The sequence below is a fragment of the Novosphingobium sp. HNCC26BN242 genome, from assembly GCF_057180525.1.
In genome coordinates this window covers 1,466,951-1,482,713 of record NZ_JBXUGM010000001.1, presented here as the reverse complement: position 1 = coordinate 1,482,713, position 15,763 = coordinate 1,466,951, and the positions used below count along the sequence as shown (strand labels likewise).

Below are 15,763 nucleotides of genomic sequence, written 5' to 3'. Positions count from 1 at the left end.
GCATGACCGACGCCGCCCTTGCCGCGCATCTGGCGCAGGTGGCAGGCCACCTCCTGCTGACGGTGCGCGACAGCGCGGTGCTGAGCCTGAAGGCGCTGGGCAAGGCAGGCGATGCCACCGCCAACCAGTTCCTGTGCCACGCGCTGCGCGAACAGAGGCCTGATGACGGGCTGCTGTCGGAAGAGGAAAAGGACAACCTTGACCGGCTGAACTTTGCACGCACCTGGATCGTCGATCCGGTGGACGGCACGCGCGAATATGGCGAGGCGCGCACCGATTGGGCAGTCCACGTGGGGCTGGCCATTGATGGCGTGGCCAGCATTGGTGCGGTCGCCCTGCCGGGTGCGGATATCGTGTTGCGCACCGATCAGCCGCGCCAGATTCCACCCGCGCCGCCTATCTTGCGCATGGTCGTTAGCCGCACGCGGCCCGCACACGAAGCGGTTACCGTGGCGCAGGCCATCGGGGCCGAACTGGTGCCGATGGGCAGCGCAGGGGCCAAGGCGATGGCGGTGATTCTGGGGGATGCCGACATCTATCTGCATTCAGGCGGCCAGTACGAATGGGACAGCTGTGCGCCGGTCGCAGTCGCGCTCGCCCACGGCCTGCATTGTTCGCGCATCGATGGCAGTCCGCTGGTCTACAATCAGGCCGACACCTACATGCCCGATCTGCTGATTTGCCGAAAGGAACACGCGCAAATGGTGTTGGACGAGGTGGCAAAGGTTTCGCCGAAAGTGTGACTGCCAATCACTGCAACACCCGTTCGTGTCGAGCCCCTCGACATGCTCGGGATAAACTTGGTGCCTTTGGCACGAAGTCGAGACACGAACAGACATTTGGAGAGCGTGGCAGAGCAGGGTTTCCCCGGGGAAACGCCTCGGGCTTGACGAACCCACTCCCATATGGGAGCAAGCTCCATGCCGTTCACGCCCCTCGATCAGCGCGAAATCTATCTGCCTTTGATCGAGGGCATTCACGAAACCCCGCCGTTCGGCCTGTTCATGCGCAACCTTGTGGCGCGAACCGGCGCGCGGCGGGCGTTTCTGGTGTTGACCCTGGCCAATGCAGCACCGGGACAGGAAGCGGCGGTGATCCCGGTCAGCGCGCCCCGCGCCCATCATGAACCGCCCATAGATTACCGGCGGCTCGATGCCTTGCGCCTGCACCCACATGGCCCGCTTCGTCCCGGCCGCGTCTATGCGCTCGACGAAATGCTCAATTACGATGACCGCACGCAACTGGCGCTGCAACGCGCCGCGCTTGATGAAATGGGCATCCGCTATGCACGCTGGCTGCGCGTCAGCGCGGGCGGTGCAGCCGATGCCTGGCTGGTGCTGGTGCGCCTGCGCGAGGATTTTTCGGCCAGCGACGTGGCGCTGCTGGCGGAACTTGCGCCAACGCTGGCCACGGCCCTGCGCACGCTGGTGGCACTGATCGGGCAACGGTTGCAAACCGCGCTGGCACAATCCGCGCTGGACCGGCTTGGCATTGGCCAGATCGCGCTGGACGCAGACGGGCGCGTCATGGCCGCAGACCCGCTGGCCGAGAACATGCTGACGTTCCTGCCCGATCCCGGCCCGACAGGTGCCGGACGCCGCCTGCAGGTTTTGCCCGATGTAGCGCGCCAGATCGAAACGGCCTGCGCGGCGCTGGCAGAAGGGGATGAAGCAGTGCGCGTGGTCCGTATTGATGCGCGCCGCCAGATCGATCTGGTGCTGCGGCCTGCCGATTTGCGGCTTGTTGACCCCGCCGCCCGCCCCGCTGTGACAGGTGCCCTGCGCCTGCACCGGCGCGAGGATGAAGCGGCAGGGGCCTTGGTTCTGCGCGCGCTTCATGGCCTTTCGGCCCAAGAGGCGGCGCTGGCACAGGCCCTTTCCCGCGGGGAACCGCTGGTGGAGGCAGGGCTGGCGCTGGGGCTGACACCGGAGACGACCCGCAACTATTCAAAACGCATCTACAGCAAGACCGGGGCCAGCGGGCAGGCCGATCTTGTACGCATCGTGCTGGAAGGACTGGCCCCCACGGCGTGAGTCCAGCCCTTATTGTCAGGTCACCAAACCCGCCGATGATCCCCATATCCCTACCATGAGCGCACCGTCTGATCCCCCTGTTCCAGTCACTGTATGGTATGATGGTGCCTGCCCGCTGTGTACGCGCGAGATTGCGCTGATGCGGCGGCTGGATGGTGATGGACGGATCGCGTTTGAAGATGTGAGCAACGCTTCGGTGGCCTGTCCAGTGGATCGCAGCGCGGCGCTCAAGCGTTTTCATGTGCGCGAAGGGGACCGCGTGCTTTCGGGCGCAGCCGCCTTTGCCGCGATGTGGCGCGCGATCCCGCGTTTGCGCTGGCTGGGCAGGCTGGCCCAAATCTGGCCGTTGAGCGTGATGCTCGAAGCTCTGTACCGCCTGTTCCTGATATTCCGCCCGCATCTGCAAAGGCTGTTTAAATGAGCGATTCACGTTATCGCAAGGTGCCCACGGCGCGGCTTTCGCGTTTTGCTGCGTTTGGCCAGTTGGCGGGCGGTGTGGCCGGAAGCGTGCTGAGCGAAGGCGCGCGGCGGCTGGCGCGCGGCGAGGCGCCCAAGCTTTCTGACCTGCTGCTGACGCCCAAAAACGCTACCCGCGTAGCCGATCAGCTTTCACGCCTGCGCGGCGCGGCGATGAAGCTGGGGCAGATGATATCGCTTGATGCAGGCGATGTGCTGCCGCGCGAATTGACTGAGATACTCTCGCGCCTGCGTGACAATGCCCACTTCATGCCGCCGGCCCAACTGGAACGCGTGCTGGCCGCCGATTGGGGCATGGGATGGCGCAAGCAGTTCAAATCGTTTCAGGCAACGCCCATTGCCGCAGCATCCATCGGGCAGGTCCACCGCGCGGTCTTGCACGATGGGCGCGTGCTGGCGATAAAGGTGCAATATCCCGGCATTGCCAAAAGCATCGATGCCGATGTGGACAATGTGGCCAGCCTGCTGAAGCTGACCGGGCTGTTCCCCACAACACTCGACATCACGCCGCTGCTGGCCGAAGCCAAGCGCCAGTTGCACGAAGAAGCCGACTATGTCCGCGAGGCGCAGATGATGCGCCGCTATCACGCCTTGCTGGCAGATGACCCGACATTCGTTGTGCCGCAGCCCCACGATCCACTTTGCGCAGGCAGCGTGCTGGCGATGGACTTTATCGACGCCAAGCCCATCGATCTGCTGGCCAATGCGCCGCAGGACGTGCGCGAACGGGCGATGGGATCGCTGCTGGGCCTGGCCTTGCGCGAACTGTTCGAATTCGGCTTTATGCAGACCGATCCGAACTTTGCCAATTTCCGCTGGCAACCCGAAACGCAAAAGCTGGTGCTGCTGGATTTCGGCGCGGCGCGGCCAGTGCCAGAGGGCACCGCAGAAGCCTATCGCCGTTTGCTGGGCGCAGGCCTTGCCGAAGATCGCAGCGCCCTGCGCGCGGCACTGCTAGAGGTGGGCTTCGTGTCCGAAGGCCAGCTGGACCGCCACAGCGATGCGATGGACCGCGCCATTGATGTGCTGATTGCGCATATCGGCAAGCCCGGCCTGTTTGATTTTGCCGACCGGTCTTTTGTCGAAAAAGTGCGGGCCGAAGCCGAAGTGGTGGCCAGCGACCGCGCCAGTTGGCACATTCCGCCGATGGACACGCTGTTTGTGCAGCGCAAAGTCAGCGGCACGGCATTGTTGGCGATCCGCATGAAAGCGCGCTTGCCGTTACGGGAAATGGTAGCTGATGCCATCGGAGTGCCATTGCCAGTGAAAGAACCGACATTGTGATGTGATTTATGTTGACCAGCGCTATCGTGATGTGTGATGCCACTGGTCATGGCACAGGACATTGTAGCGCGTGCGCGCAAACTCATCGAAGACCGGATCATTTCACGGGCAGCACTTGCCCGCGCAGCCGGGCTCCATCCCAACACCTTGCGCGATGCGCTGTTGCCCGATTGGAACCCCACGGTCGACACGCTGAACAAGCTGGCGCGGGCGATGGACGACGGCGAAGACGATGATTTCGCGCTCGCCTCGGTAGAGGAAATCATCGCCGAAGTGCGCAATGGCCGGATGGTCATTCTGGTGGACGACGAGGACCGCGAGAATGAAGGCGATCTGGTGATCCCCGCGCAGATGGCCACGCCCGAATCGATCAATTTCATGGCCACGCACGGACGCGGGCTGATCTGTCTGTGCCTGACCAGCGAACGCGCAGGCCAGCTTGGCCTTGAACTGATGAGCCGCAACAACGGCACGCGCCATGGCACCGCCTTCACCGTTTCGATCGAAGCGCGCGATGGCGTGGATACCGGCATTTCGGCGGCGGACCGCGCGCGGACCGTTGCCGTGGCAGTCGATTCGAACAAGACCAAGGACGATATCGTCACGCCCGGCCACGTATTCCCGCTGATCGCGCGCGATGGCGGCGTGCTGGTGCGCGCCGGGCATACCGAAGCGGCAGTCGATCTGCCGCGTCTGGCGGGCCTCAACCCTTCGGGCGTGATCTGCGAGATCATGAACGACGATGGCACGATGGCGCGGCTCAATGATCTGATTCCGTTCGCGCGCAAGCACGGGCTGAAGATCGGTACGATCCGCGATCTGATCGCCTATCGCCGCCAGCACGATCATCTGGTGGAATGCATCAACCACGCGCCGTTCACCACCGATTACGGCGGCGACTGGACGATCAAGACCTATCGCAACAAGGTGGACAGCTCGGTCCATCTGGTGCTGCAGAAAGGCCCGATTCTGCCCGGCCAGCCCACGCTGGTGCGCATGCACGCCATTTCGGTCCTGTCCGATGTGCTAGGCCAGCCTGGCCCGCGCAAGCGCATCCTGCAGCGCGCCATGTCGGAAATGGGCGAGGCGGGCGCGGGTGTGATCGTTCTGCTGATGCCGACAGAGCCCGATCAGCTGATTCGGGAGGTGAGCGGCACGGCCGGGCACGACATGGAACTGCGCAGCTATGGCATCGGCGCGCAGATTCTGGCTGACCTTGGCATTCACGACATGGTGCTGCTGACCAATTCGCAGCACAATCTGGTGGCATTGGAAGGCTATGGCCTGAACATTGTGGGCGAACGCGCGATCCCGGCGGGATAGGTCTAACTGTCAGGCCGTGGCGCTGGCCGCCATGACCTGACGCCCGTCTGCGGCATAAGCGGCAAGTTCAAGGGCTTCGGCTCCGGTGCGCATCACCAGATGCAGCGCATCGCCGCAGATCGCCGGAGAAAGCCCACGAAACGCGAAGGTTTTCAGCGCATTATCGCCAAGTTCGCGCTGCGCCAGATCGAGCAGCAGCGTGGCGGTGAGCGGGCCGTGGACGACGGGGCCGCGATAGCCTTCTGTCTGCGTGGCATAAGCCCGGTCATAGTGGATACGGTGGCTGTTGAACGTGAGCGCCGAATAGCGGAACAGCAGCGCTTCATCGGGCACAATCGCACGGTGGACCGGCCAGACTGCAGGATCAAACATTGTATCGCCGAGCGGGGGCGGGTTTAGTGGCGCGCCGGCTGGCGCGGCGCCGCGATAGACCACTGTCTGCACTTCACGCACGGCCAGAACGCCATCGGCCTTCGTCTCATGCAGGATCTCCACGAACACCAACGGCCCTGTCTCACCGCGCTTTTCGGTGACCGCCGAAAGGGTAGAATTGCGTTCTATTTCAGCGCCAAGGTGCAGCGGATGTAAAAGCTCAAGCGTACTTGAGGCCCACATCCGGCGCGGCAAAGGCACTGGGGGAAGAAAGCTGCTGGCACCGTCATCGCGCACCGGGTGGCCATCTGCCCCAAGACGCGCGGTAGGGGCATCAGGCAGGCACAGGCACCAATGCAGGCCTTGCGGCACGGCATTACCTCGCGGTGGTTCGCGGTCGAGCGTGGCCAGCCAGCGCGTCACCAATCCGGCATCGACACGATCGGCGCGGCGTTCAGTGCGCCCGATCCACTCGCCCCACCCCTCTGTTCGTGTCGAGCGAGGTTGAGACATGGTGGGTGGTGTCTCGACTTCGCTTGACACGAACGGGATGTGGTTGTGGTCCCGTTTGTCCTTATCAGCCATCAATTGCGCCCTTCCAGCAATCCGCGCGCGATCACTTGTGCCTGAATTTCGGCGGCGCCTTCAAAGATGTTGAGGATGCGCGCATCGCACAGCACGCGGCTGATTTCGTATTCCAGCGCATAGCCATTGCCGCCGTGTATCTGCAGCGCAGCATCGGCGTTGGACCATGCCGTGCGCGCCGCCAACAACTTGGCCATGCCCGCTTCGATATCGCAGCGTTTGCCGGAATCCTTGGCGCGGGCGGCGGCATAAGTCAGCTCGCGCGCCATGACCATGTCCACCACGCTCATCGTCAGCTTGTCGGCCACGCGGGGGAAGCGGATGATGGGCTGGCCAAATTGCTTGCGGCTCAGTGCATAGTCCAGCCCCAGTTCCAGCGCGCGGCGCGCCACGCCCACCGCGCGGGCGGCGGTCTGAATGCGTGCGCCTTCGAAAGTGCGCATCAGGTGCTTGAAGCCCTGCCCCTCTTCCCCGCCCAACAGTGCATCGGCAGGCGCGCGCATTCCATCAAACTGCAACGCATATTCGCGCATCCCGCGATAGCCGAGTACCTCGATCTCGCTGCCAGTCATGCCATGCGCCGGGAAAGGGTCCGCCCCGTTCCCGCGCGGCTTGGGCACCAGCAGCATCGACAGGCCCGCATAGCCTTTTGCATCTGAAACCGTGCGCGCCAGCAGGGTCATCATATCGGAGCGCGCGGCGTGGGTAATCCACGTCTTTGCCCCATCGATCACCCAGTCATCTGCATCACGCCGCGCCCGCGTTTGCAGCGAGCCGAGGTCGGACCCGGTATCAGGCTCGGTAAACACGGCGGTTGGCAACACGTCGCCGCTGGCGATGCGTGGCAGCCAGTAGGCCTTTTGCGCATCGGTGCCGCCCAGGACGATCAGCTCGCCTGCGATCTCTGACCGCGTGCCCAATGACCCTGCGCCGATCCAGCCGCGCGAAAGCTCTTCAGTAACCACGCACATCACCAGCTTGCCAAGGCCAAGGCCGCCATAGCTTTCTGGAATGCACACGCCGAACGTGCCCAGTTCCGCCATGGCCTGAACCGTTGCATCGGGTATCAAATCATTGGCCAGATGCCATTTGTGCGCGTGCGGCAGAATCTCGGCATCAGTAAAACGGCGAAACTGATCGCGGATCGTATCAAGATCGGGATCGCCCAGACTGTCAGAGGGCCATTGACCGACCGCCAGCGCCTCGGCCACACTGGCGCGCGCGGCGGCATGATCGGTATCCAGCAGATCCGCGCAAGCCTGCGCCAGCGCCCGTGCCGCTGCACCAAGGCCCAGATCGGCGGGGCGAAAAACCTCGTTCTGGCTCATCGGCAATCCGCCCACCAGTTGGGCCAACGTTTCGGCAAAGGCCAGACGTGCGAGTTCGGCATCGAGCGCGCTGCCTGAACGCGCCTGCCATTCCGCCACCGCTTCAAGAGCAGCGACGCAGGTTGCCACCCACGCAACACCATGCGCCGCACGCTGATGTGCGTCGATCCGCTGGCCATCCAGCCGCGCCTTCAACGCGGCTTGTGCGGCCGAGCGATAGGCGCGCGCGGCCCCAAGTAGCTGTTCGAACATCCTGCCTCCCGCACGGGATCAGGTTGAAACCCTGCCGCGCAGGAACAAGGCTATGGCCGCCATGCCATAGGCGTCAACCGGGCTTTCCTGTCATTTTTGCAAAGCCCTAGCGTGGCTTTTGCCGGGGATAAATTTGGCAAAAAAAGGGGGCCAGCTTACGCGGGCCCCCTTGGAAAAGTTTGGGAGAGGATGCCTGAAAGGCATGCTCTACATCGGCCTTGTTAACGCTACCCGCAAGTGCGAACGGCGCGAAAGCAATTGCAGTTTATGCAATCATTGATCGTTTTGCCGCCAGCACCGTATTGCTGAGCAGGCAGGCGATGGTCATCGGCCCCACACCGCCCGGCACCGGCGTCACCGCCTTGGCATGATCAAGTTCGTGCGTGGCGCAGTCTCCCACAATCTTTGTCTTGCCATCGAAATCGGTTACGCGGGTAATGCCCACATCGATTACCACCGCGCCCGGCTTTACCCAATAGCCGCGCACCAGATGCGGCGCCCCTGCGGCGGCCACGATCACATCGGCCTTCCGCGCCACATCGGGCAGATCGCGCGTTTCGATATGCGTGACGGTCACCGTCGCTTCGCGTTCCAGCAGCAGCATCGATACCGGTTTGCCCACGATGTTCGATTTGCCGATCACCACCACATTAAGGCCGCGATAATCATCGATCACGCTATCCAGCAGTAACATCACGCCCAGCGGGGTGCAGGGCACCAGTCCGCCCGTGCCGGTGGATAGCCGCCCGACATTGACCGGGTGGAACCCGTCCACATCCTTGCCCGGATCGATCCGGTCAAGCACCAGCGCGGCATCGATATGTTTGGGCAGGGGCAACTGCACCAGAATGCCATGGACCCCGGCATCGGCGTTCAGCGAACCGATCAGCGCCAAGACATCAGCTTGCGGTGTATCGGCGGGCAGGCGGTGTTCGATCGAGGTGATCCCTGCCTTGCGGCACTGCGCGATCTTGCGTCCGACATAAACCTCGCTTGCCGGATCATGCCCGACCAGTATGACAGCTAGGCCCGGCGCCGGTGCGCCCTGGGCCACCATTTCCGCCACATCTGCTGCAGTGCGCGCCAGCACTTGCGCGGCCAGCGCTTTGCCATCGATAATCTGGGCCATTTCTTGCCTCACCCTACGTGTTTGAGGATGATTGTATGTGTTACATACAAATTTATCAACCGGCGTTTTGCGCAACCAATGCCTCGGGCACCACCTTGGCCAGCACGTGTGCCAGCGCGCGGGCATTGATATCCTTGGCCTTGGCCTCGCTCTCTGCCTCGGTATAGCAGCGCAGTTCGGGCGCGTTGCCCGATGGGCGCAAGTGGATCACCGCACCATTGGCGAAGGACATGCGATAACCATCGGTGGTGTCGATCCCGGTCGGCAGACCCGCAATTTCGCCAAACAGCCGTGCGGCGCGCGCCAGTTGCCCGGATTGCGTACCGGTGGAAAGCAACGCGATCAGCGCCGCACTGTGCTGTTGCGGAAAGTCTGCCACCCGATCGCTGAAGGTAAAACGCGGCGGCAGGCTGGCCACAACTTCGGCAATCGACCGTGCCTTTGCCGCCTGCACCACCGCGATGATCGGCAAAAGTGCATCGCGGGTTGGCAGTGCAGCCAATTCCCCCACGGCCGTACCCAGAAGGAACCCGCCATTGGCTTCATATCCGCACACGCATGCCGCAGGATCGGCGTCAGCCGCCTCCATCATAGCCGCAATGACATAGGGCGAGCCAATGCGCGTGCGCACCACGGTTGGCACTGCGCGGCTCAATTCCAGCACGGTGTTCGAACTGACCGGCGTGACCGCCACATCAGCGCCGAGGCTTTGCGCGCACAGCAGGCCCACCACATCGCCGCGCAGCCACACGCCGCGCGCGTCAGACACCAGCGGCCGGTCCGAATCACCATCGGTGGAAATGATGGCATCGACCGCATTGTCTGCCGCCCATTGCGCAGCCAGCGCGATGTCCTCTGCCCGGATCGCTTCGGTGTCCACTGGCACAAACACCGTTTCACGCCCGAATGGCACGGCTGTGCCGCCAAGCGCCTCAACCGCGCGCACCAGCACATCACGGCCCACCGCGGTGTGCTGATAAACCCCGACCGTCAGCCCAGCCAGCGCATCGGCCCCGAAGTGCCTGACATAACGGTCAATATAGGCAGGCACCACATCTACCACAGTGGACAACAGCACAGGTTCCAGCAAGCTGTCATCATTGCCGAAGCACGCGGGATCAGACACGATCTGTTGCGAGACAATCCCCGCCTCGTCACTTTTCAGCACTTCGCCATGCGGGCGATAGAACTTGATGCCATTGCGGTCTGCCGGGATATGACTCCCGGTGACCATGATCGATGGCATCGCCTCCCCCCCATTCGATCCCATGGCAAAGAGCGCCAGCGCGGGTGTGGGAACATGGCCGCAGAACACCACCTCGCCCCCGCAATCGCGCACCGCCGTGGCGCAAGCGGCCAGAATGCGCGGCGTGCTGGCCCGCAGATCGCCTGCCAACGCCACCTGCTGGCCATCGGAAAATTCGCCAATCTGGCGCAAATACTGAAGGAACGCGGTGGTATAGGCGTGGCACAGCTTGTCCGTCATCGCGCTGGCCAGCCCGCGCACGCCGCTGGTGCCAAAGGGGACGCCGCTGAGCTTCATCAGTTCGGCCACACTTGTGCCCGACAGTTGCCGATTCTCGTTCATGCCAGGGTGTTCCATTCCATAACGTCCGCCCGATAGCCGGAAGAATACCCTGACTGCAACGCGCCGTGTCCAACAACGGTCCCGCTACTGCGGCTGCACATGCACCGTAATGAACGTATATACGGCCTACAGCGCATGTGGCACTCTTTGCGTCTCAGCAAAAAAAGTTCACACACCGGTCCGACAAAGACACCAAATCGTGTCCACTTGTGCTGCAACTGCGAAATATGGAATTGTCTTGATCGATGGGTTCTCCGAACGCCGCTTCTCATAATGGTGCGTCTCATGGTGGCGGGTCAGACCACCATGCGCCGCGCTTCCGCGATTTCGTGCGATGGGCCAAGCAGGTGCTGGGGCCAGATGCGGTCTTCGTGCGGCTGGCGCTGCTCTATGGAGCGGCGATATCGCTGCTTTCGCTGGCAACGCCGATCTCTGTTCAGTTGCTGGTCAATTCGGTTGCCAACACGGCCCTGCCTGCCCCGCTGCTGACGCTGGCGGCATTGCTGTTTGCTCTGCTGCTGCTGTCCGGCATGCTCAGCGCGTTTCGCGTGCATTTGCTGGCCCGGTTTGAGCGGCGCTTTTTTGCCCGGCTGGTGGGCGAAATCACGCTGCGCGCGGTTCATGCGCAAAACCCGTTCTTTGTCGATGCGCGGCGCGGTGACCTGTTCAACCGCTTTTTCGACATGGGCGTGGTCCAAAAATCGTTGACGAGCCTGCTGATCGCTGGGTTCACCATACTGCTGCAAAGCATCGTCGGACTGGTGGTGACGAGCTTTTATCATCCGTTCTTCCTCGCGTTCAATCTGGTGCTCGTCGCCCTGGTGCTGATCATCTGGCGGATCTGGACCAATTCATCGATCGCCAGCGCTGTGGCCAAAAGCCATGCCAAGCATGCAACCGCCCACTGGCTGGGCACCGTTGGCAATTCCAACGGCGTTTACAAATCCAGCCGCCACATGACTTATGCGATCGAACGGTCAGACGCGGTAACGGCAAACTATGTCGCGGCGCATCGCCTGCATTTCCGCTATACTTTCGGACAGACCATTGCGCTGCTGCTGCTTTATGCCGTGGCAAGCTCTGGCTTGCTGGCAATGGGTGGCTGGCTGATCCTGCAGGGCGAACTGTCCATCGGACAGCTGGTTGCCGCAGAGCTGATCCTTTCGGGCGTATTCTATGGAATTGCCCAGCTCGGCACATATCTTGAGATATTCTACGAAATGGCCGGCAGCCTTGAAGAATTGCACCTGTTCTGGGAAGTGCCGCAGGAAGCCCCGGTGGAATCGGAAACCCCCTGCCCGCCCGATGGCGCGATCCGCCTGCGCGATGTGAAGCACGCGGGTTATACTTTCGACTTCTATGTGAACGCTGGAGCCCAGGTCGGCGTGATGGCCGCACCCGGGGTGGAGCGCGTTCTGGCCTCGCTGCTCAAACGGCTTGATGTTCCCAAAAGCGGTTTCGTTTCAGTTGGCGGCGCTGATCTGGGCACGTTCGACATGTATCGCCTGCGCTCTGACGTGATCGTGCTTGACCGGCCGACCATTGTGGAAATGAGCGTGCGCGAATACCTGGGCCTCAGCGCGCCCGGCCGCCCCGAAGCCATGATCGAAGCGCTTGAGCTGGTCGGTCTGGACCGGCGGATAAGCGCTTTGGATGGCGGGCTTGATGCTATCCTTTCAGGAACCGGCTGGCCGCTTTCGGTGGGTGAGACGATGGCGCTGAAGCTGGCAGGCGCGGTGCTGGCCCGCCCCCGTGTGCTGATGCTCTCCCCGCTTTATGACATGATCCCGCCCACCCGGCTTGATCGCGTGCTCAAGGCTCTGCGCCAAACCGGCACCACTGTGCTGCAATTCACTGAACGGCCAGAGGGCCTGAAGCGCGATCTGTGGATGTGGATCGGCAAGGATGCGCAGGCGGCATCGAGCGAGCTTACCGAGATCCTGCCCCTCACAAACGGAGGGCGTTGAGCCATGGCACCTGCTCCAAACCCCCTGGCTGTCCGCTCCGGCCACCACGATCTGACCGCATTCCGCACCCTGTCCACGCTGCAGGTGCCGCGCACCACGCGCACGCTGGGGCGGATGATTGCGGTGACCATCCCGTTACTGCTGATTGTGCTGTTCCTGGTCAAATGGGTGCAGACTGCGCCGGGCCGGGGCGAGGTAATCGCGCTCAACCCGCAGGACCGTGTGCAGATGATCACTGCGCTGGTGCCGGGCCGGGTGGAACAATGGTTCGTGTCCGATGGCCAGCTGGTGAAGAAGGGCGATCCGATTGCCCGGATCATCGATAACGATCCCAACCTGCTGCGCAGTCTTGCGGCAGAGCGGGAACAGGTGATGGCCCAGATCAGCGCTGCCGAACAAGCGATGACGACCGCGCGGCTCGACGTAAACCGCTTCTCGCAACTCTATACCGAGGGTCTGGCCGCACGGCGCGATTTTGAAGCGGCGCAGATCAAGGTCGCCGAACTCAATGCCAAGCTGGCTGAAACGCGCGCCAAGCTGAACAAGGTTGATATCGCGCTCAGCCGCCAATCGGCCCAGTTGGTCACCGCGCCGCGCGACGGGCGCATCCAGTCGCTCAACACCGCCGCCGGTGGCACACTGGTGAGCGCAGGTGATATGTTGGCCACGCTTGCGCCAGAAAATTCGCAGCGCGTGGTGGAATTGATGGTCGATGGCCGCGATGTGGCGCTGGTGCGCAAAGGGCAGCCGGTGCGGCTGCACTTCGAAGGCTGGCCCGCCATTCAGTTCAGCGGCTGGCCATCAGTGGCGCAAGGCATGTTCGATGGCCGCGTGCTGGCAATTGATCCTTCGGCGCAGGCCAGTGGTCTGTTCCGTGTGCTGGTGGAACCCATGCCCGGAAAGCCCGCCTGGCCGGACGACAACTACATTCGCCTGAATTCCAAGGTGCGCGGCTGGATCCAGATGGAAACCGTTACCATCGGTTATGAACTGTGGCGTCAGTTGAACGACTTCCCGCTGGAGTTCCCGACCCCGGTCGACACCGGCCCCCGCAAGGGGACCGCTGCCAAGGCGCTGTCCGACAAGGACGCGGGCAAGGCGGTGAAGTCTAACGGCTATGACAGCGAATACGGCGGGAGCGGGGACGGCAAATGATCCGCTCAAGGATGGCGGACCTGTATAACGGAGCCATACACACCAGAGTCATGCTGTCGCTCTCAAGCGCGCTGGCAATGGTTCTGGTGGCAGGTCCGGCGGTGATGCTGACAGGCTTTGCAACGCCCGCTGCCGCGCAGGCGCAGGCACTGCGCAAGGAGGCTGTGCAGCCCATCACCTTGCAGGATGTGCTGCAATCATCAGCTACCCACGCACCGCAGATCATCGAAGCGATGGCGCGCCAGCGGCAGGCCGATGCCCGCGCGCTGACGGTTGAAGGCCAGTTCGATTTGGTCTTCAACGCAGATGCCAACGCCCGCCCATTGGGCTTTTATAATGGCTCTGTGGCCGAAGTGGGCGCTTATCGCCCGCTGCAGAACAATGGTGGCCAGATCTATGGCGGCTATCGCCTGTCAGCCGGGGATTTTGCCAGCTACGAAGGCAAATCGGTCACCAACCAGTTTGGCGAGATCAAGGTCGGCGCGGTCTTTTCGCTGCTGCGCGACCGGATGATCGACGAGCGGCGCGGACGGCGCGAGATTGCCGGGGCCGATATCGAACTGGCCGCGCTTGACCTTGATCTGGTGGCGATCGGCGTGCAGCGCCGTGCGATTGAGGCCTACCAACTGTGGGTTGCCGCCGGGTTGCGCGTGCGCATCTTTCGCGAGCTGTTCGAACTGGCTGAAGCGCGGCAGGATTCAATCGAACGGCAGATCACGCTGGGCGCGCGCCCCGAAGTGCTCGGCATCGAAAACCGCCAGAATATCGTGCGGCGGCAGGCGCTGCTGGTCCGGTCGGAACAGGACCTGCAGCTTCAGGCCAATGCCTTGTCGCTGTTCCTGCGCGATGGTCTGGGCCAGCCAATAGTCCCATCGGCCAATCGCCTGCCCCCTCGGCTGACCGATGGGGTCACCCCGCGTCTGGTCGATCAGAGCACAGCCATTGCCGGACGGCCTGATCTTCAGGCGCTGCTCACGCGCATCGAACAGGCTGGCATCCGCGCACGCCTGGCCGAAAACGAACTGAAGCCAAGGCTTGATCTGCGTGTCGAAGCATCGAAGGACTTCGGGCCGGGATCACCCGTGCGCGAACCTACCGAAGGTTCATTCGGCTTGCGCTTTTCGGTGCCACTTGAACAGCGAGCAGCCAAGGGGCGCATTGCCGAAGTGGCGGCTGAACAGGATGCACTGCAAGTGCGACTGCGCTTTCTGGAAGAGCAGATCGGCGTTGAAATCGCCAACTTGCGCACGCAAGTGGCCGCTGCAGAGAAGCTGGCAGGCCTTGCCACGGCAGAAGCCGCGCTCGCCCGCCGCATGGCAGAGGCCGAACGGCGACGGTTTACTTTGGGGGCCAGCGATTTCCTGCTGGTCAACTTGCGCGAAGAATCACTGGCCGATGCCACGATCCGTGAAATCGACGCCAACTACCGCCACGCCGCTGCGCAGGCCGAACTGGTAGCAGCGCTGGCAGACCGCGATCAGTTGGGGCTTTAGGGGCAAAGGGATTATGTCGTTTGCCAACAGGGCGGATGAACAGCCCACCGTGCTGCGACTAACTTCGCTTATCGCTCAATAAGTCTCGCTCCCCTCGCGCAGGCGGGAGCAACTTGGGGTGGGCATTTTGTTATCGATGCAATCACAGAACACACGCCTCAACGCTGCTTCTTCGCAATCGTTGCGGTGAAATCGGGGTCCTTGTTGGCCACCCAATCCACGAATTTGCGCACGGCCGGATTGGCCAGCAGCCCTTCCACGTCCATGCCATAGCGCTGCAGTTCCGAATTGGTGAAATTCACGGTCAGCGTTTGCTGGCAGATGCTGTGCATCGGCACCACATCGCGCCCGCCCCGGCTTTTCGGCACGGGATGATGCCAGACAATGGTCGATCCGGTGGGACGGCCGCACAACCAGCAGGGAACGACAGGCGCAGGGGCATCATCATCGGCTTCGGGCTGTGGATCGTCAAAGCGACCATGTTTGGGATGTTTGCGGGCCATGGGCATGCCTTATAGCAACCGCGCATCCGCGCAATCACCCTGCTGTGCAGACCGAAAAAAGCGGGACGGCGCGCAAGCGCCGCCCCGCCAGTAAAAGGAACCCTGCAATGGCAGAGCCCTTCGGGTCGCAGGTGCCTTATATCCAGATCGGGCGGATCATGATGTGCGTTGGTTCACATTCATCAGGCGTAAAAACGCACGCATTTTTACATGGCGGTGGCGATATGCCCTATGTCGCTAATGCAAACAATTCTCATTGACGATTCACAACCGT

The 15,763-nt window shown here is 62.5% G+C and carries 14 protein-coding genes; 9 read left to right on the top strand and 5 right to left on the bottom strand.

Annotated features, from left to right (window positions below):
- The first annotated feature begins 2 nt into the window (after positions 1-2).
- From AC2A1F_RS06815 to ribB, 5 genes are all read left to right on the top strand, one after another.
- On the top strand, positions 3-743 hold the full coding sequence (locus AC2A1F_RS06815) for a 3'(2'),5'-bisphosphate nucleotidase CysQ (RefSeq protein ID WP_484207977.1): 741 nt from the start codon (positions 3-5) through the stop codon (positions 741-743).
- Between the two features lie 177 nt (positions 744-920).
- Positions 921-2,033 (top strand): helix-turn-helix transcriptional regulator, encoded by a 1,113-nt coding sequence (locus AC2A1F_RS06810; protein ID WP_484207976.1) that lies wholly within the window; start codon positions 921-923, stop codon positions 2,031-2,033.
- A 55-nt stretch (positions 2,034-2,088) separates the two neighbouring features.
- On the top strand, positions 2,089-2,454 hold the full coding sequence (locus tag AC2A1F_RS06805) for a thiol-disulfide oxidoreductase DCC family protein (protein WP_484207975.1): 366 nt from the start codon (positions 2,089-2,091) through the stop codon (positions 2,452-2,454).
- Positions 2,451-3,794 (top strand): ABC1 kinase family protein, encoded by a 1,344-nt coding sequence (locus tag AC2A1F_RS06800; RefSeq protein WP_484207974.1) that lies wholly within the window; start codon positions 2,451-2,453, stop codon positions 3,792-3,794. The genes AC2A1F_RS06805 and AC2A1F_RS06800 overlap by 4 nt, the downstream gene beginning before the upstream one ends.
- Positions 3,795-3,842: 48 nt before the next feature.
- Positions 3,843-5,117 carry a 3,4-dihydroxy-2-butanone-4-phosphate synthase gene (gene ribB / locus AC2A1F_RS06795; RefSeq protein ID WP_484207973.1) on the top strand — a complete coding sequence of 425 codons (1,275 nt, stop codon included), beginning with the start codon at positions 3,843-3,845 and terminating at the stop codon, positions 5,115-5,117.
- A 9-nt stretch (positions 5,118-5,126) separates the two neighbouring features.
- Here ribB and AC2A1F_RS06790 read toward each other — a convergent pair whose 3' ends face one another.
- From AC2A1F_RS06790 to AC2A1F_RS06775, 4 genes are all read right to left on the bottom strand, one after another.
- Positions 5,127-6,002 carry an HTD2 family dehydratase gene (locus AC2A1F_RS06790; protein ID WP_484208189.1) on the bottom strand — a complete coding sequence of 292 codons (876 nt, stop codon included), beginning with the start codon at positions 6,000-6,002 and terminating at the stop codon, positions 5,127-5,129.
- Positions 6,003-6,073: 71 nt separating this feature from the next.
- Positions 6,074-7,654, bottom strand: coding sequence for an acyl-CoA dehydrogenase family protein (locus AC2A1F_RS06785; RefSeq protein ID WP_484207972.1), 1,581 nt, complete (start codon positions 7,652-7,654; stop codon positions 6,074-6,076).
- Positions 7,655-7,919: 265 nt separating this feature from the next.
- A complete protein-coding gene (locus AC2A1F_RS06780) occupies positions 7,920-8,783 on the bottom strand; it encodes a bifunctional 5,10-methylenetetrahydrofolate dehydrogenase/5,10-methenyltetrahydrofolate cyclohydrolase (protein WP_484207971.1) in 864 nt (287 codons plus the stop codon).
- Between the two features lie 55 nt (positions 8,784-8,838).
- Complete coding sequence (locus AC2A1F_RS06775; RefSeq protein ID WP_484207970.1) at positions 8,839-10,371, bottom strand: phosphomannomutase; 1,533 nt, start codon at positions 10,369-10,371, stop codon at positions 8,839-8,841.
- A gap of 245 nt (positions 10,372-10,616) precedes the next feature.
- Between AC2A1F_RS06775 and AC2A1F_RS06770 the strand changes: the two genes are divergently transcribed.
- The 3 genes from AC2A1F_RS06770 to AC2A1F_RS06760 are packed head-to-tail and all read left to right on the top strand — an operon-like array spanning position 10,617 to position 14,986.
- A complete protein-coding gene (locus AC2A1F_RS06770) occupies positions 10,617-12,338 on the top strand; it encodes an ABC transporter transmembrane domain-containing protein (RefSeq protein ID WP_484207969.1) in 1,722 nt (573 codons plus the stop codon).
- A gap of 3 nt (positions 12,339-12,341) precedes the next feature.
- Positions 12,342-13,493, top strand: a complete 1,152-nt coding sequence (locus AC2A1F_RS06765) for an efflux RND transporter periplasmic adaptor subunit (RefSeq protein WP_484207968.1) — start codon at positions 12,342-12,344, stop codon at positions 13,491-13,493.
- On the top strand, positions 13,490-14,986 hold the full coding sequence (locus tag AC2A1F_RS06760; protein WP_484207967.1) for a TolC family protein: 1,497 nt from the start codon (positions 13,490-13,492) through the stop codon (positions 14,984-14,986). The genes AC2A1F_RS06765 and AC2A1F_RS06760 overlap by 4 nt, the downstream gene beginning before the upstream one ends.
- Positions 14,987-15,144: 158 nt before the next feature.
- Here the strand turns inward: AC2A1F_RS06760 and AC2A1F_RS06755 are convergent, their stop codons facing one another.
- Positions 15,145-15,489 (bottom strand): hypothetical protein, encoded by a 345-nt coding sequence (locus tag AC2A1F_RS06755; RefSeq protein ID WP_484207966.1) that lies wholly within the window; start codon positions 15,487-15,489, stop codon positions 15,145-15,147.
- A 107-nt stretch (positions 15,490-15,596) separates the two neighbouring features.
- Here AC2A1F_RS06755 and AC2A1F_RS06750 point away from each other — a divergent pair, with 107 nt between their 5' ends.
- Entirely contained in the window at positions 15,597-15,749 is a 153-nt protein-coding gene (locus AC2A1F_RS06750; protein WP_484207965.1) for a hypothetical protein, read from the top strand.
- Positions 15,750-15,763 lie beyond the last annotated feature (14 nt).